Source organism: Mesorhizobium sp. CO1-1-7 (assembly GCF_020164885.1).
Lineage (GTDB): Bacteria > Pseudomonadota > Alphaproteobacteria > Rhizobiales > Rhizobiaceae > Mesorhizobium > Mesorhizobium australicum.
The window spans coordinates 455,771-478,966 of sequence record NZ_JAIUHA010000003.1 but is presented as its reverse complement, the minus strand read 5'-3'; the positions used below and the strand labels follow the sequence as shown (position 1 = coordinate 478,966).

Below are 23,196 nucleotides of genomic sequence, written 5' to 3'. Positions count from 1 at the left end.
ATGCATGTCGTCGGCGACATGCATCAATAGACCGGTGGCGACACCACCCAGATGACAACCGCCGGTTCGCTGCCTGGATTGCGCCAGCGGTAAGGCTTGCCTTCGAAGCGGAAGGAGTCGCCTTCGCCAAGCCGGTGCCAGACGCCCGCAATCTCGATGTCGAACTGCCCGGACGCGATGTATCCGGCCTCCTCGGTCGGCCGGCGGGCCTCGTTCTTCAACTCCGCGCCCGGCGCGAAGACAGACCGCACCATCTCGAAGGTACCACCGAGGTCCGGTGACAGAAGCTCCTCCACGAGGCCGGATTCGCTGGTGCCAAGCGTGCGGCGCTTGCCGGCGCGTACCACGACGCCGCGCTCGCTTTCCACGGGCACGTCATGGCTGAAGAAGAGGCTGATCGGCACGCCGAACAACTCGGCGAAGGCCCTGAGGTCGCTGAGCGACGGCGTCGACAGGCCGCGCTCGACCTGGCTGACCCAACCGACCGAACGGCCCAGCTTCAGCGCGATCTCGGCCAGCGTAAGCCCGCGCACCCGGCGCAACGCCCTGATGTCGCCGGCCAGCACTCGTTCGCCAGGTCCCTGCAATGTTCGTGCGGTAGGGGAGGCCAAATCGCTCACTTCATGAAAATTTTCAGGCGAATTTCATGAGAAATGAAGCCCATGAAAAAATCAAGTAGATTTTCACCAATGCTCAAGATTTGCTTGCAGGATTTTGACGGTTCATGCAAAGCCTCCGCCGCGAGCGGCGAGTGGGGACGTCCGATCGAGAACACGGCTAAGGGACGGCCCATGCTGGAAAAGAAGGCTCGAATCGCGGTTGACGCCGAAATCGTCGACGATGCGATCATGTCGCGCCGTTCGGTGCGCGCATTTCTGCCCGACATGATCGACGACGAGACGATCCGTGGCATACTGACTGTTGCGGCGCGCGCTCCTTCCGGCACCAACATGCAGCCGTGGCGCGTCTACGTTACCAAGGGCGGGAGCAAGCAGCGGATCACGGATGCCATCATGAATTCCGGAATCCGCGCGGAAAAAGCCGACTGGGACGAATATCGCTATTATCCCACCCAGTTCTTCGAGCCTTATCTCACCCGCCGCCGTGCCAACGGGTTCGGCCTGTACGGCGCGCTCGGCATAGGCCGTAGGGAAGTCGACAAGATGCGCGCCCAGCACGACCGCAACTTCGTTTTCTTCGACGCGCCGGTCGGTATGATCTTCACCATTGACCGCCGGCTCAACCAGGGTTCGTGGATCGATTACGGCATGTTCCTGCAAAACATCATGGTCGCGGCGCGGGGCAGGGGTCTGCATACCTGTCCGCAAGCGGCCTTCGCGCCCTATCACCGGCAGATCCGGCCGGTGCTCGGCATTCCCGACGAGGAGATCGTCGTCTGCGGCATGGCGCTCGGCTATGAAGACACATCCAAGCCCGAGAACGCCTTCCGCACCGAGCGTGAGCCGCTCGTTGAATGGGTGACGTTCAGCGAATAGGCTGCATCCGGCGCAAGCCGCTATTCCGTATTCATGTGGGCGCCGTGGCCACTGACATGGGCGCCGTCCTGCGGCGTCAGCTTGAGATAGGCTGATAGTGCGCAGAGCGTGATGACGCCTTCGATCACGAACAGGATCCGGAAGTCGCTGGCGACGGCCGGCCCGCCGCCGGCGAGAAACGACAGCATCGCAGCCGCCAGGCCGACGCTGATGGCGACCGCCAGTTGCCACAGGATATAGTAGAGCGCGCTGAAGCGGGCGAGCTGTTCGGGCGCGATGTCGGAATAGGCGAGGTTGCCGGTTGAGGCCCATTGCACCGAGCGGAAGACGCCGAAGACGAAGATGTAGGTGAGCGTGATCCAGACCGGGGTCGTTGCCTGCACCAAGGCGAAGCCCGCGACCATGGCGGCAACCACGGGCGTGTTCAAGACCAGCACGCGGCGAAAACCGAAACGGTTGAGGAGGCGTGGCATGAAGATGCGCATACCCACCGAACCGACCGCCGCCACGAAGGTCAGCGATCCTGCCTGCACCGCGCTCATGCCGAAGCCGAGCTGGAACATCAGCGGCAGCAGGAAGACGACGGAGCTGAGACCGATCGTGTCAAGGCCGCCGCCAGTAAGAAACGAGATGCGGAAGGTGCGGATGCGCAGGAGCTTGAGATCGAGCAGCGGATTGCGCACGCGCAGGCAGTAGAAGGAGGCGGCCGTCAGGATGATGAGCGCCAGCGCAAGCTCGGCCGCGATCATGCCGCCGGCGGCGTCTTTCGCCGCCAGCGAGTCCATGCCGAAGACCAGCAGCACCATGCCGCTGCCGACCAGCAAAAAGCCTGGAAAATCGAACCGCGTGCGCACCGGCTTGGTCATTGTCGGGAACAGCGAGGCGGCAAGAATTGCGGCCGCGAGCGCGAACGGCACGTTGATGAAGAAGATCCAGCGCCAGGAGATGTAGGTGGTCAGCGCGCCGCCGACGAGCGGACCGACCAGCGGTCCGGACTGGCCGGCCAGCGAGATGTACATGTTGATCTTCAAGGTCCGGCTGCGCGGGAAGGTCGACAGGATGACGACCTGGCCGAGCGTTCCCATCAGCGCGCCGCCGAAGCCCTGCAGCGCGCGGGCGCTAACCAGCATCCAGAGGTCGTTCGAGAGCCCGCACATGGCCGAAGAAGCGGCAAATACCAGCAAGGCAAAGCAATAGACGTTGCGCAGGCCGAAACGGTCGGCCGCCCAGCCGCCGAGCGGCATCGAGATGATCAGGCTGGCGACGTAGACCGTAATCAGCAGGCCAAGCTGGCTTGGCGGACGGCCAAGGCTTTCGCTGATGCCCGGCAGCGCCGTCACCACGACATTCTGGTCGAGGCTGGTCATGAACACGCCGCAGGCGACCGTCAGCGGCAGCAGGAGCACGGCTCTGGCCGGCACATCGGCGCGATCGGTAGCGCCGGTGGATAGTTCAGCGGTCATGGGGATGTTCGAACCAAATATGCCGACTCTAAACCGGGATTTTCACCCCTCGGGCCGGTTGGACGACCACGTTTTCCACCTTGGGCGCCTTCGGCGGGATTCTCTAGCGGCAGAACCAGCCGGCATTGAGGCCAGAGGCCGCGGCTCTAAGACCGCATGCCTACTGCACCTCGTAACCGACTTCCTCGCTGGCGTGGCAGAGCGCCTTCCAGAACGAGCGCGCGAAGGAGCGAAAGACATAGATGTCGAACTGGTCGGTGCCGGTGCGCTGGATCTGGGCGAAGACATCGTGATGCGTTGTCGAGCGGCCGGCGCCGACCGGAAAGGCAAGCAGGGCGAAGTCGATGGCGAAGAATTTCGACAGCACCCATTCGGCTTTCGGCCCGGCAATGCGGATCGCGGTGCGGCCATGCGACAGGTCCGTCACCGTGCCGATGGCCGGCGTCACCGCCTTGGTCAATGCCAGGGCCAGTCCTTCGGCTTCATCGGTCACCGTGAATTTTCCCGGCGCGAAGCCGAATACCGCTTTCACGCCGTCGCTCGAGCCGCCGCCTGCGCCATCGGGCAGAGCAAGCCCGGTGACGGTGCGGATGGCCTCCATCAGTTTCTTCTCCTCGCCTGGCCATGCCGCGAGTTGCACGATCGAGCCCGGCCTGGTTTCGGTGAGCAGGATCTCGACGCCATGTTCGAAATTGCCGTGCGAGCCGACATGGAACTCCGGCTCGAGGGGCGATTGACGCTCAGCCATGCATGCGGGTCCCTTCCGGATCGTAGAAGTGGTTGGAGACGATCTCCACGGGCCCGAAGCGGTTGCGCAAGGGATCGGAGACATGCGCACGCGTGCCGTGCCTGGCCTTGCCGCCCTTGACCAGCGCCAGCGCGATATGCTTGCCGAGCGCCGGCGAATAGCAGCAGGCGGTGATGTGCCCGATCGAGCCGTGCGGATTGGCTTCGTCGACGTCCTCGACAATGTGCGCGCCGCCATTGAGCGGCCGGTTGTCGAGCGCGATCAGGCCGACCAGTTCCAGCCGCTCGGAAGCGACGAGACCTTCCCGATCCATCATCGCGGAGCCGATGAACGGCTTCTTCTTCGACAGCATCCAGTCGAGATGCAGGTCGCGCGCCGTGGTGCGGCCATCAATCTCGGCGCCGGTGACGTGGCCTTTTTCGATGCGCATCGTGCCCAGCGCCTCGAGGCCGTAGGTGACCAGCCCGAACGGCTTGCCGGCCTCGACCAGCGCTTCCCAGACATGGGTGCCATGGCCGGCGCCGGAATAGACCTCGAAGGCCATTTCGCCGGAGAAGGAAAGCCGGCAAATCATAACCGGAACGCCTGCGATCTCGCCGTGCACGATGCCCATGAAGGGCAAGGTGGCGTTGTCCACGGCAGTGCCGGTGACGCAGGCTGCCAAAATCTGCCGCGCTTTCGGGCCGCCGATGGCGGCTCCCGCCCATTCGTCGGTCACCGAGGTGACGTGGACCTTGAGTTCCGGCCAGATCACGTCGAGGAAATATTCCAGATGCTGCATCACCTTGCCGGCATTGGCCGTGGTGGTGGTCATCAAGAAATCCTGTTCGCCCAGCCGCCAGGTGGTGCCGTCGTCGAAGGCAAAACCGTCCTCGCGCAGCATCAGCCCGTAGCGTGCCTTGCCGACGGCGAGCGTCGAAAACATGTTGGTGTAGACACGGTCGAGGAACGCCGCGGCGTCGGGACCCTGCACGGCGATCTTGCCCAGCGTCGAGACATCGACGATTCCCGCGCTTTCGCGCGTCGCCTTGGCTTCGCGCACATAGGCCTGTTCGACGGTTTCGCCCGAAAGCCCGTAGATCATCGGCCGGTACCAGAGGCCGGCGGAGTACATGGTCGCGCCATTGTCGACATGCCAGTCATGCATCGGGCTCAGCCGCTCGGGCTTGAGATCGCCGAAGCGCTCCGCTGCCAGCGAGCCGATCGACACCGGCGCGAAAGGTGGCCGGAAACGGGTGGTGCCGACTTCCGGGATCGGTTTGCCCAGCGCTTCCGCCATGATGGCGAGGCCGGGGACGTTGGAGCTCTTGCCCTGGTCGGTGGCCATGCCGAGTGTGGTGTAGCGCTTCAGGTGCTCGACAGAGACGAAGCCTTCGCGATGCGCCAGGCGGACATCCTCCGCCGTGACGTCGTGCTGGAAGTCGACGAAGCTCTTGCCGCTGCCCTTGACTTCGAACACAGGCGCGGGATCTGGATCTCCGGGAGCTGCCTCGACAGTGGGCAGTGCCGTCGGCGTGGCGGTGCCGCCACTCGCGGCAAGGCCTGCGGCGCGCCCTTCGGCGATTGCCTCTCCCGTCGAAAAGCTGCCGGTGAACGCGCCGGCGCCGATCCAGCTTTGCGTCGGCTTGGGCGGCAGGAAGGCCTGCCGGGCCGCGTTCCATTCAGCCTTGGCGCCGGCCTGGCTGGCCAGATGGATGGTCGGCGACCAGCCGCCGGACATCAACAGGCAATCGGCATGGATGCTGCGCGCGTCGCCGCTCAGCGCGCCCGCGACCATGTCGAAGCGCTGAACCTTGAGGCCGGACAAGGCTTTGCCGCCTTCCGTGGCGACCACCGCATGGCCGGAAAGCAGTTCCGCCTCGGCTTCGCCGGCCAGGGCGCCCATCTCGGCGGATGGCTGCGGGCGCACGTCGACGATGGCAACGATCGCCGCACCCGCCTGCTTCAGCGCCAGCGCCGAGCGATAGGCGCTGTCATTGTTGGTGAACAGCACGATCCGCTGCCCCGGCAGCACGCCGAATTCGTTGGCGTAGCGCTCCGCCGCATGCGCCAGCATCACGCCGGGCCGGTCATTGCCGGGAAACACCAGCGGCCTTTCGAAGGCGCCGGTGGCCAGCACGACGGATCCGGCGCGGATCGCCCAGTAGCGATGGCGCGGCTCCCCCTTGGCGGGCTGCGCCTTGTGATCGCTGACCCGCTCGAGCGCGGCAAGCGTATTGTTGTCGTAGTAGCCCCAGACGGTGGTGCGCGGCAGAAGCCGGACATTGTCTCGCGCCCCAAGCTGGGCCACGGTGCGCCGCACCCAATCAGCGGCGGGTGCGCCATCGATGGTCTCGCCGGACCAGTTGGCCGAACCGCCGAAGCGCGGCTCGAGATCGGCCAGGATGACGCGGGCGCCCTGATCGGCGGCTGCCTTGGCGGCTATCAGGCCGGCCGGTCCGGAGCCGACCACAAGCACGTCGCAAAAGGCGTTCATGCGCTCGTAGCGGGCCGGGTCCTTCGCCGATCCGGCGCTGCCGAGGCCGGCGGCGCGGCGGATGAAATGCTCGCAGAACATCCAGAAGCGCGTGCCTTTCAGCGGGCCGACAACCGGTCCCATGAAGGTCTTGTAGTAAAACCCGGCCGACAGCAGTTTTCCGCCGAGCTGGTTGACGGCATGGATGTCGAAGGCAAGCGAGGGGAAACGGTTCTGGCTGACGGCGACCAGCCCGTCATGGATCTCGACCATGGTCGCCGGGATGTTGGGTTCGCGCACTTCGCCCTTCAGCACCGTGACCAGCGCGTTGGGCTCCTCGACGCCCGCGCTCAGCAGGCCGCGCGGCCGATGGTATTTGAAAGAACGCCCGAACAGGGTGACGCCATTGGCCAGCAGCGCGGACGCCAGCGTGTCGCCGCCATGCCCGGTATAGGCAACGCCGTCGAAGGTGAAGCGGATCGTCTTCAGCCGGTCTATGCGGCCGCCGGTATCGGTGCGGCGCGGGCTCATGGCTTGTCCTCCGCCTTGCGGCGCGCGGCCGAGCCGTGGTCGCCGCGCGCGAAGGCGACGCTGGAAATCTCGTGCGTCAGCGTGTTGCGCACGACCCTGAGATGCGCGCGGCAGCCGCCGGAATGCTGCCAGATCTCGTTGTGGTCGCCGGCCGGGTTCAGCCGGTCGTAGACATAGGCATTCCAGGCCTCGAAATTCTGCGAGGCGGGGTCGGGACGTTCGCGGTTGCCGTCACCCTGATAGGTGAACTCAATGACATCGCGCGGGCCGCAATAGGGGCAAGTGATCAGCACGGAATGATCCTAATGAAGCCTTGTCTAGTGGAGCCTCGGGTTTGCACCCTGGCCCTTGTCGTCGATCACCAGCCCGCGATGAAAGCGGTCCAGCGTGAAGGGGGCGTTGAAATCGTGAGGCTGATCCTTGGCGATCGTCCAGGCAAAGCACCAGCCGGAAGCGGGCGTCGCCTTGAAGCCGCCATAGCACCAGCCGCAATTGAGATACATGCCGGGCAGGGGGCCCATGGTGATGATCGGCGAGCCGTCCATCGACATGTCGCAGACGCCGCCCCAGGAGCGCAGCATGCGCACACGCGCAAGGCCCGGGAAAAGGGCCAGCATCTCGCTCATCACCTCGTCGACGATGGGCAGGTTGCCGCGCTGGGCGTAGCTGTTGTAGCCGTCGATGTCGCCGCCATAGACAAGGCCGCCCTTGTCGGACTGCGACATGTAGAAATGGCCCATGCCGAAGGTCACGACCGTGTCGATGAAGGGTTTCAGCGATTCGGTGACGAAGGCCTGCAGCACATGGCTTTCGATTGGCATCGTCTCGACGCCGGCCAGTTGCATGACCCGTCCGGTGCTGCCAGCCACCGCGACCGCTACCTTCTTGGCCCTGATATCGCCGCGCGAGGTGGCAACGCCGGTAACCCGGTCGCCGTCGCGCAGGAAGCCGGTGACCTCGCAATTCTCGATGATGTCGACGCCGCGCCGGTCGGCGCCGCGCGCATAGCCCCACGCGACAGCGTCGTGCCGGGCGGTGCCGGCCCGCCGCTGCATCAGGCCGCCGACCACGGGAAAGCGTGCACCGTCGGAGATGTCGAGCGCCGGGATCAGGCGCTTGATCTCGGCTGGTGTCATCAATTCCGCATCGACGCCGAGATGGCGCATCGCGTTGCCGCGTCTTGCGTAGTCGTCGAACTGAGCCGGCGTGTGCGCCAGGTTCAGGCAGCCGCGCTGCGAGAACATGACGTTGTAATTGAGCTCGTGCGACAGGTTTTCCCACAGCTTCATCGAATGTTCGTAGAAGCGGGTGTTGGCGGGCAGCAGGTAATTCGAACGAACGGCCGTGGTGTTGCGGCCGACATTGCCGGAGCCCAGCCAGCCTTTCTCCAGCACCGCGACATTGGTGATGCCGTGTTCCTTGGCCAGATAGTAGGCGGTCGCCAGTCCATGCCCGCCGCCGCCGATGATGATGACGTCGTAGGATGCCTTCGGATCCGGCTTGCGCCAGGCCGGCTTCCAATCCTTGTTTCCCTTGAGCGCGTTCGCGAGCAGCGAAAGGGCCGAGTACTCTGCCATGTGTATGATGTCCGTTGCGGGCGATGCGGCAGACTATAGAGCAGGGGCTGATACAAAGCCAATATTGCGCCATCGCCTTTCGACTGGCCGACGCTCGATGAGCGCGATCGTCGCGGTGACTTGCCCCATGATATGGCCGTCTTTATCAAGGACAGGCTTTTGAATGCCTTTGCCGTCCGCGAGTCGCCAATCCATCATGTTTTTTCGATTGCTTCGCCTCATCCTGGTCCTGGCGCTTGTCGTTTCGGCGCCGCTGTCGTTCGAGGCGGCGGCGCAAGGCGTTGGCCAGGCGCCCGCCGGACTGGTCGCCGACCAGCAGAAAATCATCCAGGGCCTGACGACCAAGGCCGACAATTTCGAGAAGCAGATACAGCAGGATGGCGAGGACGACAGCAACCTTGTGGACATCCGCCTCCAACTTGAGGAATTGTCACGGCAATCGCTGGCCAGCGCGCTGGCGTTCCGCACACGCCTGGGCGAAATCAACAGCAGGCTCGAACAGCTCGGGCCGCCACCCGCCGCCGGCCAACCGGCTGAGCCCGACATCGTCAGCGCCGAACGCGAGGGGCTGACGTCCGAAAAGGCCGAGATCAACGCGGTCATTGCGCAAGCTCAATCCTTGTCGATCCGCATCAGCGGGCTGATCGACAAGATCGGCAACATGCGCAGCGCGCTGTTCCGCAATCTTTTGACCAAGCGCTACGTGCTCTCGGACGCGCTGAGCCCGCAGGTGTTTTCCGACGCGCGCGACGAGTTCGGCAATTTCTACAAGGCGGTGTCGTCCTGGCTGAGCTTCGCCATCAAGTTCAAGTTTCAGGCTATCCTGGCCGCCACCTTCGTGGCGCTCGGCCTGGCGCTGGTGCTGCTGGTCGGCGGGAGGCGCCTGTTCGGGCGGGTGTTCGAGGCCGATCCGGCCAATGAGGACCCATCCTATCTCAGCCGCCTGTCCGTGGCCTTCTGGTCGACCTTGCTGCCGACGCTGGCTGTCGCCGCCTTTCTCGGCTCGACGATCTTCTTTTTCAATTATTACAACGTGCTGCGCGGCGATATTGGCCTCTTCCTCAATGCGTTGGCCACGGTCATCGGCGTGGTGTTCTGTGTCAATCGGCTGACCAACGCTGCACTCGAGCCGCGTTTGCCCAACTGGCGGCTCATCCCCGTCGAAACCGGGCCGGCGCGCTGGCTGGTCCGGCTGACCACCGCCATGGCCGTGGTCATCAGCTTCAACACCTTCCTGTCGGTCGTGAACGACAAGATGGGGTCGCCGCTGTCGCTGACCATCGCGCGCAGTTTCGTGGCCACCATCATCGTCGGCGTCATCCTGATCCTCATGGCGATGCTGAGGCCGTTCAGGGCGCGTGACGGAAGCTGGCGCCCGTGGCCGGCCTGGCTGCGCTACACCTCGCTCGGGCTGGGGCTTTTCACCATCATCGCGGCGCTGCTCGGTTATATCGGCCTTGCCCTGTTCGTCTCGCTGCAAGTCGTGGTCACCGGCACCGCGCTGATAACGGCCTATATCGGCTTCCTGTCGGCGCAGGCGATCGGCGAGGAGGGCGCTTTCGCCAACACCTCGGTCGGGCGTTGGCTGTCGGCCAATTCCAGCTATGAAGATACCGCACTCGACCAGCTCGGTCTTGTCGTCAGCATCGCCATCAACGTGATGATCGTGCTGGTGTTTCTGCCGTTGATCCTTTTGATGTGGGGCTTCCAGCCCGGCGATATCGAGGCGTGGGCGTACAAGCTCGCAACCGGAATCAATATCGGTTCGGTGACCATTTCGGTCACTGGCATCCTGTCGGGCATCGTCGTCTTCGTCATCGGCTATTTCCTGACGCGCTGGTTCCAGGGCTGGCTCGACGGCTCGGTCATGGCGCGCGGCAAGGTCGACACCGGAGTGCGCAACTCGATCCGGCTGGCGGTCGGCTATGCCGGCGTTGCGCTCGCCGCGCTGGTCGGCATCTCTGCGGCCGGCATCGATCTTTCCAGCCTGGCGCTGGTCGCCGGTGCTCTTTCCCTCGGTATCGGCTTTGGCCTGCAGAATGTGGTGTCGAATTTCGTCTCCGGCCTGATCCTTCTGGCCGAACGGCCGTTCAAGGTCGGCGACTGGATCGTGGCCGGCGAGATCAGCGGCACGGTCAAGAAAATCAGCGTGCGTGCCACGGAGATCGAGACTTTCCAGCGGCAGTCGGTGATCCTGCCCAATTCGAACCTGATCAACAACGCCGTCGGCAACTGGACGCACCGCAACAAGCTCGGCCGCATCGACATCAAGGTGGGCGTCGCCTATGGCAGCGACGTCAAGCAGGTCCACGCGGTGCTGCTGGATATCGCGCGCAGCCATCCGCTGGTGCTGAAGAACCCCGAGCCTTTCGTCTTGTTTTCCAATTTTGGACCCGCCGCGCTCGAATTCGAGATCCGCGTGTTCCTGGCCGATGTGATGAACGGCAACATCGTGCAGAACGACGTCCGCTTCACCGTGCTGGAAAGATTCGACGACCAGCACATCGAAATCCCGTCCACGCCGCGCGCGGTTGTCGAGGCCAAGAAGCACGTGGCATGGCCGACCGACGACGACAAGATCGAGGCCGATTTCGCCGAACGGGAAGAGGCCAAGGCGCAAGCCGAGGCAGACGCAAAGCGTCAGGCCAAATCAAGCCGCAAGACACGCAAGCCAGATCCGGATTAGATTGGAGATTGCATGTCGGCATGCCAATTGCGGCATGAATGCGGCATTCAGTTGCGGTTCAGCTTCCATCTCATATAAGCTCCCATGCAAAGGCGAGAATGCCTTGTGGAAATGCAACAGAGGCGGTGGGAACACCGATATTGCAAATGTGGAAGTCTCTCGTCGCTGCCGTGGCCTTGCTCGCCGTGAGCGGCTCGGCCCATGCCGCCAGCGCGGTCAACAAGGACGCCGAGACGCGCACGCTGGTCGTGACCGAGGGCGGCAGCAAGACCGAGCTTGCGCTGGCCGGCGGTGAAACCGTCGAGTTCTGCCAGAGCGGCTGTTTTGTCACCTTGCCTAATGGCGACCTTGAAGCCCTGACCGGTTCGGAAACCGTCGAGATTTCAGGCGGCGTCGCCCGCATCAAGTAATCTCGGTGTGATGATTGGAAAGGCCGGGCGTTTGCTCGGCCTTTTATTGTTTCCGGTAGCTATTGTTTAACAATGACGATGGAAATACCGCGGCGGCAGCCCTTTGCAACCGTACGTTTTAATGTTCGCTAGGCGATCCCCCGCTATACCAGCATCAAGACGCCGAAACACGGCGCCCAACGGGTTCCGGTTTCCGGATCAGATGCTGGCAGGGCAGGACGGGCATGGACGCGCGGTCGGACAGGAACGCAATACCGCTTGCGGTCGATCTCGACGGCACGCTGATCGCGACGGACCTTTTGTGGGAAGGATTGTTCATCCTCCTCAAGAAGAACCCGCTCTATTTCTTCCTGGTGCCTTTCTGGGCGGCCGGCGGACCGGCGAGGCTGAAGCAGGCGATCGCCCAACGCATCGACATCGACCCCGCCACGCTGCCCTATCGGGCGCCCCTGCTCGACCGACTCCGCACCGAGCACGCCGAAGGCCGCAAACTCGTGCTGGCCACCGGCACGCCGCGCAAGTTCGCCGACGCCATTGCTGTCCATCTCGGCATTTTCGACCGGGTACTGGCCACCGAGGGTCTCGACAATCTCACTTCGGGAAAGAAGCGAGCCTCGCTCCTTGCGGCCTATGGCGATGCCGGTTTCGACTATGCCGGCAACAGCCGCCATGACCTCCAGGTCTTCGACGCGGCACGCAGCGCGATCGTAGTGGCCCCGGACCGTCATGCCGCGCGCTGGCAGGCGGCGCATGGCGCCGAAACGATGCCGGCGCCCAAGCCGACGTTGCGGACCATCGTCAAGATGCTGCGCGTCCACCAGTGGCTGAAGAATTCGCTGATCGCCGTGCCGATGATGCTGTCGCACGAATATTTCAATTCCAACATGATCTGGGAATGCCTGCTGGCGTTCATCGCGTTCAGCGCGGTGGCGTCGGCGATCTATATCCTCAATGATTTCTTCGACCTTGCGCTCGACCGCAAGCATCTGACCAAGCGCAACAGGCCGTTCGCCAGCGGTGCGCTGTCTATTCCGTTCGGCCTTGGCGCAATCGCGGTGCTGCTGGCGGTCGGCGTCGGCACCGGGCTGTTCTTGTCGCCTGAATTCCTGGCTGTGCTCGGCGGCTACATGGTCGTTACCACGGCCTATTCGCTGTCGTTCAAGCGCATGCTTCTGGTCGACGTGCTGACGCTTGCCGGCCTCTACACCATTCGTGTGCTGGCCGGCGCGGCCGCCACAGGCGTCGACGTCTCGTTCTGGCTGCTCGCCTTCTCGATCTTCTTCTTCCTGTCGCTGGCACTGGTGAAGCGCTTTGTCGAATTGCGCACCACGGCCATTCCGCCCGGCGAACGCATTGCCGGCCGCGGCTATCGCACCGAAGACCAGGAGATTGTCGCCCAGGCCGGCATGGCTTCGGCGTTCTCCTCGGCGCTGGTGCTGGCGCTCTACATGGACAGCGTCGCGGTGCGCGAACTCTATCCGCATCCCTGGCTGATCTGGCCGCTGGCGCCGATCGTGCTTTATCTCACCATGCGTGTCTGGATCCTGGCGCGCCGCGACGAAATGCACGACGACCCGGTCGTCTTCATCATTCGCGACTGGCGCAGCCAGATCGTGGTGGCGATCGGCGCGGTGCTGCTGGTCATCGGAGGCTGGTAGGCATGGCGGAACGCTTCCAGAGCTTTGGCCTTGCCACGCCGCCAGCGGCAAGGGCGATCCACGCCGATGACGCCATTGCGCTGCTGAAGGGCGGCCAGGCCAGGCAAGCGTCGCTGCTTGCCTATGGCAATGGCCGATCCTACGGCGATTCCTGCCAGAACCAGCTCGGCACCGTCATCGACATGCGACCCCTGAACCGCATTCGCGGCTTCAACGCCGAGAGCGGTCTGCTCGAAGCGGATGCCGGGGTGCTGCTCGCGGATGTCATTGCACATGCCGCGCCTCACGGCTTCTTCCCGGCGGTGGTGCCCGGCACACAATTCGTCACGCTCGGCGGCGCCATTGCCAACGATGTCCATGGCAAGAACCATCACCGGCGCGGTACGTTCGGTTGCCATGTGGAAAGTTTCACGCTCCTTCGGTCGGATGGACACAGCTATCGCTGCTCTGCGACCGACAATCCGCGCCTGTTTCGGGCGACCATCGGTGGCATGGGGCTCACCGGCCTGATCCTGTCGGCTTCGATCCGGCTGATGCGGATTCCGTCGCTCGATATCGTGGAAGAGACGACGCGGTTTCGCGACCTCCGCGAGTATTTCGACCTTGCCGAAGCGGCGGACCAGGCCAATGAATATGCCGTCGCCTGGATCGACCAGCTCGCCGGTGGCCGCAACAGCGGACGGGGGCTGCTGTTTACGGGCAACCACGCCGAGCACGGCTCGCACGCGGCCGCGCGTGCGAGCGCGAAATTCTCCGTTCCGCTCCAGCCGCCTTTCAACGTGCTCAGCCGGCCGTTCCTGACCGCCTTCAACGCCGCCTACAGGTGGAAAAAGGGGCAGGCCAAGGTGCCGCGCCAGGTCGAATACCAGGGCTTCTTCTTCCCTCTCGACGGTGTGCGCGACTGGAACAGGCTCTATGGACCGAAGGGGCTGTTCCAGCATCAGAGCGTGGTCCCGGAAGGGGCCGCGCGCGCAATCGTGCCGGCACTGCTCGCGGCGGCCAGGCAGGCCGGGCAGGGGTCGTTCCTCACCGTCTTGAAGCGCTTCGGTGGGGTCCGCTCGCCGGCGCTGCTGTCGTTCCCTCGTCCGGGTTACACGCTGACGCTGGACTTCCCCAACAGGGGAGCGGCGACACTTGCCCTGCTCGGCGAACTCGACCGCATGACGATCGCGGCTGGTGGGGCGGTCAACCCTTACAAGGATGCGCGCATGAGTGCTGCAACCTTCGTTGCTTCGTTCCCAGAGTGGCCGAGGCTGGAAGCGCTGCGCGATCCCGCCTTCATGTCCGACTTCTGGGCGCGCACGGCCGGGATTGTCGACCCGCGGCGGCGCGATGCAGAGGCAGCCGAATAGGTAAACTTAGAATGAATCGTGGTTTACGAAAGTTTAACATCCAGATTTACCCAAAAATGTCTTGTGGGTTCACGAAATCTTTTCAGATTTGTATTAGCTGATATCACAGGGTGGCGGGCTACATGAAATATATCGTCTTCATTTTGTTTACGGTCATGACAAATGCCGCTGCGCAGCTGATGCTGAAGCAAGGCATGATGTCGCTCGGACCGATTTCATTCGAGGGCACCAATCCGCTGATCAAGCTGTTGCAGATCGTCTTCAGCCCCTGGGTCTTCCTTGGCCTGTGCACCTTCGTCATTTCGATGGCCTCGCACCTCTACGTGCTTTCCAAGGTCGAGCTTTCCTTCGCCTATCCGTTTCTGAGCCTGGCTTATGTCGCGGTCGCGATCTTTGCCTATTTCGTCTTCCGAGAAGACCTGAATGGCTGGCGCATCGCCGGCATTGCCTGCATCTGCGTCGGCACGGTGCTGATCGCGCAAAGTGGGCGAGGGCATGAAGATCAGAGCGCTTCCATCACGCCCGACAAGATACAAGCAAACGAGATCGTTCGATGAGACATGTGATTTTCGGGGGTGACGGCTTTGTTGGCCGTCACCTGGCGCCGAAGCTTGTGGCCGACGGTGAAGAGGTTATCGTCGCCGACATCGTCAGGAGCGACCTTGCGCATTACCGCGCTGTCCGCTTCATCAAGTGCGACGTCACCGACCAAGGCTCGGTTGCCGCGGTCGGGCTGAAGGCTGACGACATGGTCTACAATTTGTCGGCCAAGATGCTGTCGCCGATCCAGGTGCGGGCGAAGCGGCACGACTTCTTCTTCCCGGTCAACTTCCACGGCACCGAACACATCCTGCAGGCCATGGACAAGGCTGGTGCCCGCAGGCTCGTTCACTATACGACCGACATGATCTATGGTCACACCGTCACCCAGCCGATGACCGAGGAGCACCCGGTCGCGCCGCTCGGCGAATATGGCTGGTCGAAGCAGAAGACCGAGGAACTGGCCGGCGAATGGCGCAAGCGCGGCATGTCGATCTCGCTGTTTCGCCCGCGCCTGATCATCGGGCCCGGCCGCCTCGGCATCCTCGAAAAGCTGTTCAAGCTGATCGACTGGAACTTTCCCGTGCCGATGATCGGTTCGGGCCGCAACCCTTATCAGTTCATCTCGGTGTTCGACTGCGCCGAGGCGGCGCGCGCGGCGTGGAAGGCCGGTGTGCCCAACGAGGCCTATAATCTCGGGTCGCTCAATCCGCCGCCGGTGAAGAAATTGCTTGGCGACCTGATCCGGCATGCCGGCTCGAAGTCGATCCTGCTGCCTACCCCTGGCTGGGCGGTCAAGCGCACGCTCGACCTGCTCGACCTCTTCAACATGCCGATCATGGATCCGGAGCAATATCTGATCGCCGACGAGGACTGTGTGCTCGACGTGTCCAAGGCCGAGCGGCAGCTCGGCTGGGTGCCGCAATACCGCGACGAGGACATGCTGATCGCCGCCTACAGCGAATACCGCGCCAAGAAGGCCGGGCCCGCCGTCGCCACCAAACATGTCCCCGCCGAATAGGGGCGCGCCGAACAGTTTATTGCGCTCGACGCCAGCCGCGGGCGCGAACAGGAGATTGAAATGACCGTCATGGCCAAGCCGGAACAGACGAATACGCGCACCCTGGTCAGCGCGCCGACACTGTCGCCCGCCACCACCGCCAAGCCCGACCTGATCAGCGTCGAGCAGGCCAAGGCGATGGATGTCGCAGGGATGACCGACCTGTTCAAGGCGCATCTCAACCCCGGCCAGCTGCATTTCATGAAGCTGCTCGGCTTCCACAAGATCAAGATCGAACGTGCAGAGGGCATGTTCTACATCGACCAGAACGGCCGCAAGATCCTCGATTTCTTCGGCGGCTTCGGGTCGCTGGCCTTTGGCCACAATCATCCGCGCATTCTGGAAGTGCGCAAGAAATTCCAGGAGGAGAAGCGGCAGGAAATCGCCATCGCGTTCATGTCGCAATATGCCGCCGCGTTGGCGCACAACATCGCCAAATGTTCGCCTGGCGATCTCGACATGGTGTTTTTGGGCTCGTCGGGCTCGGAAGCGATGGAAGCGGCGGTGAAGCTTGCCGAGCGTGCCGCCGGCCCGAAGCGGCCGAAAATCGTCTATGCCGAGAATTCATTCCACGGCAAGACCAAGGGTGTGCTGGGCATCACCGACGGCCAGCTCTACCGCGCCGACTTCAGGATGGCCGACAACACGGTGCGCATTCCCTTTGCCGATATCGAGGCCGTCGAGCGCCTGTTCCGCTCCGATCCGGAGATCGGCGTCATCGTGCTGGAAACCATCCAGGGCGGCGGTGGCATCATTCAGGCGCCGACTGAATACTGGCAGAAGCTGCGGGCGCTGTGCGACCAGTATGGCGTGCTGTGGGTCGCCGACGAAGTGCAGTGCGGCTATGGCCGCTCGGGCCGCTTCTATGCCTTCGAGCATCATGGCGTCGTGCCCGATGTGACGGCACTGGCCAAATCGCTGGGTGCCGGCAAGGCCGCTGTCGGCGCGATGATTGCGCGCCGCGAAATCTACATGAAGGCCTACGGCACGCCGAAGACGGCGATGATCCATGCCATGGCCACTTTCGGCGGCATGGGCGAGGCGTGTGCCACGGCGATCGAGGGCATCAACGTGCTTTACGACGAGGGGCTGATCGACAACGCCGCCGTCACCGGCGAGTACCTGCTGCAGCGGCTGCAGGCACTCAGGGAAAAATACCCGAAGATCATCAAGGACGTGCGCGGCAAGGGTTTCATGGTGGGGCTGGAGTTCCACGACTTCTCGCAGACCTTGCCGATGGTGCTGCGCCCCATCGTCAGCGTGCTCGACGACAAGCTGAAGGGCTCGCTGTCCGGTTTCGTCGGCGCGCTGCTGCTGCGCGACTACGACGTGCTCGTCGCCTTCACCGAATACAACCGCAATGTCATCCGGCTCGAGCCGCCGCTGATCTGCCAGCGCGAGCATGTCGACCGCTTCGTCGATGCCTTCGACAGTCTCTTGTCGCGCGGCATCGTGGCGATCGTGAAGGATTTCGTCAAAAGCCAAGTCCGTTGAAACGAACGTTCGCCGAGAAGACATGCTGACCAAGTCGCCCGCTCCGCAAAGTCCACTCGACCGGCTCGCCGAGGCTGGTCTGGATTGGGGCGAGGGGACCTATGCGCGGCTGGCGGCTCCGATCGGTGCGGCTGCCTTCGCCCTCTATATGCTTTTGACGGCGTTCACGGCCTGGGTGATGCCCGACGCCAACTGGGACATGCTGCCCTATCTCGCCATATCGGAGGAGGGCACCTACCCCGATGCGCAGGCACTGCATGATTATGCCTACAGCACCGTCAAATCGAGTGTCTCGGCGGCCGACTACAAGGCGCTGACCGACGATGGCGGCGGCTTCCGCAGCCACATGGCGCAGAACGCCGCCGATTTCCATTCGTTGCTCGGCATGTACCGGATCAAGTTCCTCTATGCCGAAATCCTGTCGACGCTGAGTTCCGTCATCTCGCCAGTCGAAGCGATGCGGCTGGTGCAGGTGTTCTCGGTCCTGCTGTTCGGCGCGATCACGCTGCTCTGGCTGCGCGCGGAAAAGGCACTGGCGTTGGCACCGGTGGTCGGCGCGGTGCTGATCATGGCCGATTTCGGCGACGCCGCGCGCGCTTCGACACCGGACCTGCTTACCTCGGCGTTGTTGCTAGGCGGTCTCTTCGCTTATGTCCGAGGCCGCGAGGTAGCGACGGCGATCCTGCTCTTCCTCGCCTTCATGGTGCGGCCGGACAACATAGTTTTCCTTGCCGTTTTCGCTGTGCTGCTGGTCCTGTTCCGGCAGAAGGGCTGGGGCGTGCTGGTCGGTTTTGCTGCTTCGCTCGCCGCGTATTTCGCCATTTCGCACTGGGCCCATCATCCCGGGTGGTGGCCGCATCTGTGGTTTTCCAGCATCGGGCAGCACTACAATATGGACGGGTTCGAGCCGGCTTTTTCCGTCATCGCCTATCTCCGGGCGTTTGCCGCCTCGCTGCTGCGCGCCGTCAACCTGAACAGCTGGGTCGGGGTCTCGGTTCTGGCGCTGGCCGGGTGGTTTGCGGCCGACCGCGCCGGCTTCAGGCTCGGCCGCCGCGCGGGCATTCTGTTTGCTGCGCTGGTGCTCGGTGCGCTCGCCAAATTCAGCGTCTTCCCGATCCACGACACGCGCATTTATTTCCCGCATCTGATCCCGCCATTCCTGCTGCTGGCACCGCCCTTAATGGCGTTGTGGGCGGCGGTCACCGGCCAGCACCGCGCCGCCCTGCACGTCATACCAGGAGACAAATCATGAGTTCAGTTTCCAACCTGGCGCGCATTGCCCTGTCGCTCGGGCTTCCCGCCGGCCTGCTCGATCGCGGGCCGTCGCTGCGCGGCACCAAGTTCCTCGCCAAGGCGGCGCTGAAGGCACGCTTCAGTGATAGCGGCCGGCCATTCCAGATGGTCAATGTCGGCGCCTGCGATGGCGCGCTGTTCGATGACGTGACGCCTTGGCTGCACCGCATTCCAAAGGCCCGCGCCATGCTGGTCGAGCCGATCCCGTACAACCAGAAACGGCTGCGCGCCAATTACCCCGACACGGACCGCTTCGTCATCGAACCCGTCGCGGTGACGAGAACTAAAGGCACGATCACCGTCCACACCTTTGACGCTGCCGCACTCGAAGCCGGCACGCTGCCGATCGAGTTCATCGGCTGCTCGTCGGTGACCGACACCAACCTGATGTCGGGCAAGAATGCCTGGGGCGAGGCCGACGCCAATTTCAACAAGTTCGCGCCGCATCTGAAAGACATCGAGGTGCCGTCGGAGACCTTGCAGACATTGCTCGACCGCAACGGCATCACCCATATCGACGCCTTCCTCGTCGATTGTGAAGGCGCCGACTGGATCGTGTTCGAGCAGATCGACCTCAAGCGCTATCGTCCCGGCATGATCAAGGTCGAGGTTGGTGCGCTGCCCGCGCCGGAGATCGGACAGGTCGTGGTCAAGCTGAAGACGGCGGGCTATCAGGTCGGCTTCCAGGCCGAGGACGTCTGGGCTTTCGCCTGACGGGTAGATGTTTTTCCTGATTTGGGGAGGGGTCGCGCGGCATCTGTGGCGTGTCGCAAACAGGCGGTAGCGCCGTCCCCGTCGCCTGCATATTGTGCGCCGATCAGACGGGCGCCGACGCCGCCCGCAACAGCATTCTGGAGTCGCGGGCAATGGCAGAGTTTCCGAAAAAGGCGAAGGTCGTCATCATTGGCCTCGGCGGCATTGTCGGCGCATCGATCGCCCATCATCTGATCGAGCGCGGCTGGGACGACATTGTCGGCATCGACAAATCAGGCATCCCGACCGATATCGGCTCGACCGCTCACGCTTCCGACTTTTGCTACACCACCAGCCACGATTTCCTGTCCTGCTGGACGACGCTCTATTCCATCGATTTCTACGAGAAGATGGGCCATTACGCGCGCGTCGGCGGCCTCGAGGTCGCCCGTGTCGGCGACAACGGACGCATGGACGAGATCAAACGCAAGATCGCCTCGGCCAAGGCGTTCGGCACACGCGCCCGTTTGATCGATCCCGCCGAGATCAAGGAAAAATTCCCGCTCATCGAACAGGATCTGGTGCAGGGCGGCCTATGGGATCCGGATGCCGGCCTCGTCATTCCGCGCTCGCAGACCGTTGCCGGCAAGCTGGTCGACCAGGCGGAAGCGTCCGGCAAGCTCAAATCCTTCGCCAACACGCCGGCGAAGTCGCTCGTCGTCAAGGACGGCCGCATCAGTGCCGTGGTGACCGACCGCGGCACGATCGAGGCCGACTATGTCATCGTCTGCGCCGGCATCTGGGGCCGGCTGATCGCCGAGATGGTCGGCGAGGACCTGCCGGTCATGCCGATCGACCATCCGCTGACCTTCTTCGGCCCTTATACCGAGTTCGCCGGCACCGGCAAGGAGATCGGTTGGCCTCTGCTGCGCGACCAGGGCAACTCGGCTTATATGCGCGACACCGGCGACCCCAAGACCGCCGAGGGCGGCCAGATCGAATGGGGTTACTACGAAGAGACCAATCCGCGCCTCTGCCATCCGCGCGACCTGCTGGAGAAGGACCAGGCACGACTGTCGCCGTCGCAGCGCGATCTCGACATGGAGCAGATCCTGGCGCCGCTCGAGCGCGCCATGGAACTGACGCCGATCCTGGGCGAGCTCGGCTATAACGAAAGCCATTCCTTCAACGGCCTGCTGCAGGTGACGGCCGATGGCGGCCCGTCCATGGGCGAGAGCCAGAAGGTGAGGGGCCTGTGGTACGCCGTCGCCATCTGGGTCAAGGACGGCCCCGGCATGGGCAAGCTGATCGCCGACTGGATGACGGATGGCCGCACCGCGATCGACCACCACGCCATCGACTATGCGCGCTTCTATCCGCACCAGACCAAGGAACAATTCATCTGGGATCGCTGCACCGAGACGGCGATGAAGGTCTACAATCCGGCGGTGCATCCGCGCGAACCCTTCTCCAAGGCCCGCAACATCAGGCGCTCGCCGTTCTGGGAGCGTGAAAAGGAACTCGGCGGTTATTTCATGGAGCTGGGCGGCTGGGAGCGTGCGCACGGCTATGCCGCCAACGAGCATCTGCTTGAGAAGTATGGAAACCGCGTGCCGGTGCGCGAGAACGAATGGGACAACCGCCATTTCTGGCGCGTCTCGAACGCCGAGCATCTGGCGATGAGCGAGGATTGCGGCATCGTCAACCTCTCGCATTTCTCGATGTATGACATCGAAGGACCCGACCATGTCGCGCTGCTGGAATGGCTGTGCGCGGCCAAGATCGGCGGCGACAACAACATCGGCAAGGGCATCTACACCCACTTCCTCGATGAGCAAGGCATGGTGCGCGCCGACTTCACGGTGATCCGCATGGCCGACCGCTGTCGGCTGATCGACGGCGCCGACGCCGGGCCGCGCGACTACCAGTACATGCGCCGCACGGCCCAGGACAAAGGGTTCGACGTCACCATCACCGACGTGACCGAGAAGTACGTCACCATCGGCATCTGGGGGCCGAATGCCCGCACGACGTTGCAAAAGGTGGTCGAGAACCCGGATGGGCTTTCGCCGGAGAATTTTCCGTTCGCGGCGATCAAGCCGGTCCGGATCGGCGGCAAGGATGTCACGGCGTTCCGTATCTCCTATGTCGGCGAGCAGGGCTGGGAACTGCATATGCGCTACGAGGATGGTCTCGCCGTCTGGGACGCGCTGCGCTCGACCGGTGTCATGCCATTCGGCGTCGAGACCTACGCCAATACGCGCCGCATGGAGAAGAGCCTGCGGCTGCAGAACGCCGACCTCTTGACCGAGTATAATCTGCTGGAAGCCGATCTCGCCCGCCCGAAGGTCAAGGAGAACGATTTCTGCGGCAAGGCCAAGCACTTGGAGTATCGTGAGCGCGCGCACCAGCCGGCGATGCTATGCACGCTGGTGATGACCGAGAACAGGGATTCCAGTGGTGTCGCCCGCTATCCCGTCGGCATCATGCCGGTGATGGACCCCGAGAGCGGGGAAACACTGGTCGACGAACTCGGCCGCCGCTCCTTCACGACATCGGTCGCCTATGGCCCGACGATCGGCAAGAACATCGCGCTCGCCTATCTGCCCTGGGCCTATGCCCAGGAAGGCCGTAAGCTCAAGGTCGAGTATTTCGGCGAGACCTATCCGGTCGAGGTCGCCAGTGTCGGCTACAAGCCGCTTTACGACCCGGAGAATCTCAAGCCGCGGAGCTGAGCCTTCGCCAAGAATTTCGCGCGTGTTCGGATGAGCCCGGCCCAGGTCGGGCTTTTCTCTTTTTCAGCTGTCGATTCTGGCTTACCCTCGCGGCATGTCTGGTTTTGGCACTGCAAGACATCTGCTTTCGAGCGTCGTCGCGCTGGCGCTGACGCTCTGGCCGACGACAATGTCTCGCGCAGACGAGCCGGTGGATGTCGAACTGGTGCTGGCGGTGGACGTGTCGCTGTCGATGTCGGCCGACGAGCTCGAGATCCAGCGTCATGGCTACGGGGCGGCGCTGACGCACGACAATGTGCTGCAGGCGATTACCGATGGCGCCTATGGCAAGATCGCCGTCACCTATGTCGAATGGGCCGGCACCAACTGGCAACGCGTCATCGTGCCGTGGACAGCGATCGCGACCCGGGCCGATGCGGAGCGGGTGGTGGCGCAATTGTCGGCTCAGCCGCCCAACAGCGCGCGGCGCACCTCGATCTCCGGCGCGCTGGAGTTCGGCAGCGACCTTTTCGCCGAAAGCGGCTACCAGGGAACCAAGCGCGTCATCGACATTTCGGGCGACGGGCCAAACAACCAGGGCGCGCCGGTCAATCTCGCCCGCGACGGGGTGGTCAGGCAAGGCATAGTCATCAACGGCCTGCCGCTGATGACCCGAGGCGGCTTTTCCGGCGTCTATGACGTCAACGATCTCGATCGCTACTACAGCGACTGCGTCATCGGCGGTCCCGGCGCCTTCATGATCCCGGTCAACGACTGGACGCAATTTCCCGAAGCCATCCGCCGCAAGCTGGTGCTGGAGCTCGCCGGCCCGGCGTCACGGCAATGGGCGGCGGAGGAGGCGGATCACCCGCCAGTGGTGCTGGCCCAGGACAAACCCGCCGCCGACTGCCAGGTCGGCGAGAAAATGTGGCGCAACCGCAACTGGATGCCCGACGCCAGATAGCGCTATCCCAAACCGGATTGCCGGCTGCTTTGCGCGCAAACACGGTCCTGTTGATTGACAAG

At 63.5% G+C, this 23,196-nt stretch carries 18 protein-coding genes; 12 read left to right on the top strand and 6 right to left on the bottom strand.

All coding sequences use genetic code 11. The features are described 5' to 3' along the window. Nucleotides 1-23: 23 nt before the first annotated feature. The gene (locus tag LB516_RS08900) at nucleotides 24-566 is read right to left on the bottom strand and encodes a helix-turn-helix domain-containing protein (protein WP_023769828.1); all 543 of its coding nucleotides are present in this window, start codon (nucleotides 564-566) and stop codon (nucleotides 24-26) included. A 225-nt stretch (nucleotides 567-791) separates the two neighbouring features. Between LB516_RS08900 and LB516_RS08895 the strand changes: the two genes are divergently transcribed. Then, complete coding sequence (locus LB516_RS08895; protein WP_224719359.1) at nucleotides 792-1,496, top strand: nitroreductase; 705 nt, start codon at nucleotides 792-794, stop codon at nucleotides 1,494-1,496. A 20-nt stretch (nucleotides 1,497-1,516) separates the two neighbouring features. Here LB516_RS08895 and LB516_RS08890 read toward each other — a convergent pair whose 3' ends face one another. The 5 genes from LB516_RS08890 to LB516_RS08870 form a co-directional block, all read right to left on the bottom strand. Then, the gene (locus tag LB516_RS08890; protein ID WP_140723950.1) at nucleotides 1,517-2,959 is read right to left on the bottom strand and encodes an MFS transporter; all 1,443 of its coding nucleotides are present in this window, start codon (nucleotides 2,957-2,959) and stop codon (nucleotides 1,517-1,519) included. A 160-nt stretch (nucleotides 2,960-3,119) separates the two neighbouring features. Further along, nucleotides 3,120-3,707, bottom strand: a complete 588-nt coding sequence (gene soxG / locus LB516_RS08885; RefSeq protein ID WP_224719358.1) for a sarcosine oxidase subunit gamma family protein — start codon at nucleotides 3,705-3,707, stop codon at nucleotides 3,120-3,122. After that, nucleotides 3,700-6,693, bottom strand: coding sequence for a sarcosine oxidase subunit alpha (locus LB516_RS08880; protein ID WP_224719357.1), 2,994 nt, complete (start codon nucleotides 6,691-6,693; stop codon nucleotides 3,700-3,702). Before LB516_RS08880 ends, soxG begins: the two co-directional genes overlap by 8 nt. After that, the gene (locus LB516_RS08875) at nucleotides 6,690-6,986 is read right to left on the bottom strand and encodes a sarcosine oxidase subunit delta (RefSeq protein ID WP_224584981.1); all 297 of its coding nucleotides are present in this window, start codon (nucleotides 6,984-6,986) and stop codon (nucleotides 6,690-6,692) included. The genes LB516_RS08880 and LB516_RS08875 overlap by 4 nt, the downstream gene beginning before the upstream one ends. A gap of 24 nt (nucleotides 6,987-7,010) precedes the next feature. Further along, on the bottom strand, nucleotides 7,011-8,270 hold the full coding sequence (locus tag LB516_RS08870; protein WP_140615893.1) for a sarcosine oxidase subunit beta: 1,260 nt from the start codon (nucleotides 8,268-8,270) through the stop codon (nucleotides 7,011-7,013). A 196-nt stretch (nucleotides 8,271-8,466) separates the two neighbouring features. On the opposite strand from LB516_RS08870, the gene LB516_RS08865 reads away from it, so the two are divergent. The 11 genes from LB516_RS08865 (at nucleotide 8,467) to LB516_RS08815 (ending at nucleotide 23,134) form a co-directional block, all read left to right on the top strand. Beyond that, nucleotides 8,467-10,956, top strand: coding sequence for a mechanosensitive ion channel family protein (locus tag LB516_RS08865; RefSeq protein WP_224719356.1), 2,490 nt, complete (start codon nucleotides 8,467-8,469; stop codon nucleotides 10,954-10,956). Between the two features lie 146 nt (nucleotides 10,957-11,102). Next, complete coding sequence (locus tag LB516_RS08860) at nucleotides 11,103-11,366, top strand: hypothetical protein (RefSeq protein WP_015317401.1); 264 nt, start codon at nucleotides 11,103-11,105, stop codon at nucleotides 11,364-11,366. Between the two features lie 224 nt (nucleotides 11,367-11,590). Continuing rightward, entirely contained in the window at nucleotides 11,591-13,024 is a 1,434-nt protein-coding gene (locus LB516_RS08855; protein WP_224719355.1) for a UbiA family prenyltransferase, read from the top strand. Between the two features lie 2 nt (nucleotides 13,025-13,026). Next, on the top strand, nucleotides 13,027-14,376 hold the full coding sequence (locus LB516_RS08850; RefSeq protein ID WP_224719354.1) for an FAD-dependent oxidoreductase: 1,350 nt from the start codon (nucleotides 13,027-13,029) through the stop codon (nucleotides 14,374-14,376). 122 nt (nucleotides 14,377-14,498) lie between these two features. Further along, complete coding sequence (locus LB516_RS08845; protein WP_015317404.1) at nucleotides 14,499-14,933, top strand: EamA family transporter; 435 nt, start codon at nucleotides 14,499-14,501, stop codon at nucleotides 14,931-14,933. Beyond that, nucleotides 14,930-15,937 carry an NAD-dependent epimerase/dehydratase family protein gene (locus tag LB516_RS08840; RefSeq protein ID WP_224719353.1) on the top strand — a complete coding sequence of 336 codons (1,008 nt, stop codon included), beginning with the start codon at nucleotides 14,930-14,932 and terminating at the stop codon, nucleotides 15,935-15,937. Before LB516_RS08845 ends, LB516_RS08840 begins: the two co-directional genes overlap by 4 nt. 60 nt (nucleotides 15,938-15,997) lie before the next feature. After that, the gene (locus LB516_RS08835) at nucleotides 15,998-17,470 is read left to right on the top strand and encodes an aspartate aminotransferase family protein (protein ID WP_224719352.1); all 1,473 of its coding nucleotides are present in this window, start codon (nucleotides 15,998-16,000) and stop codon (nucleotides 17,468-17,470) included. Between the two features lie 22 nt (nucleotides 17,471-17,492). Beyond that, on the top strand, nucleotides 17,493-18,722 hold the full coding sequence (locus tag LB516_RS08830; RefSeq protein ID WP_224719351.1) for a hypothetical protein: 1,230 nt from the start codon (nucleotides 17,493-17,495) through the stop codon (nucleotides 18,720-18,722). After that, nucleotides 18,719-19,477: an FkbM family methyltransferase gene (locus LB516_RS08825; RefSeq protein ID WP_224719350.1), complete on the top strand. Its 759-nt coding sequence runs from the start codon at nucleotides 18,719-18,721 to the stop codon at nucleotides 19,475-19,477. Before LB516_RS08830 ends, LB516_RS08825 begins: the two co-directional genes overlap by 4 nt. A 152-nt stretch (nucleotides 19,478-19,629) precedes the next feature. Beyond that, entirely contained in the window at nucleotides 19,630-22,191 is a 2,562-nt protein-coding gene (locus LB516_RS08820; protein WP_224719348.1) for an FAD-dependent oxidoreductase, read from the top strand. A 94-nt stretch (nucleotides 22,192-22,285) separates the two neighbouring features. Next, nucleotides 22,286-23,134 carry a DUF1194 domain-containing protein gene (locus LB516_RS08815; RefSeq protein ID WP_140615911.1) on the top strand — a complete coding sequence of 283 codons (849 nt, stop codon included), beginning with the start codon at nucleotides 22,286-22,288 and terminating at the stop codon, nucleotides 23,132-23,134. Nucleotides 23,135-23,196: the final 62 nt, after the last annotated feature.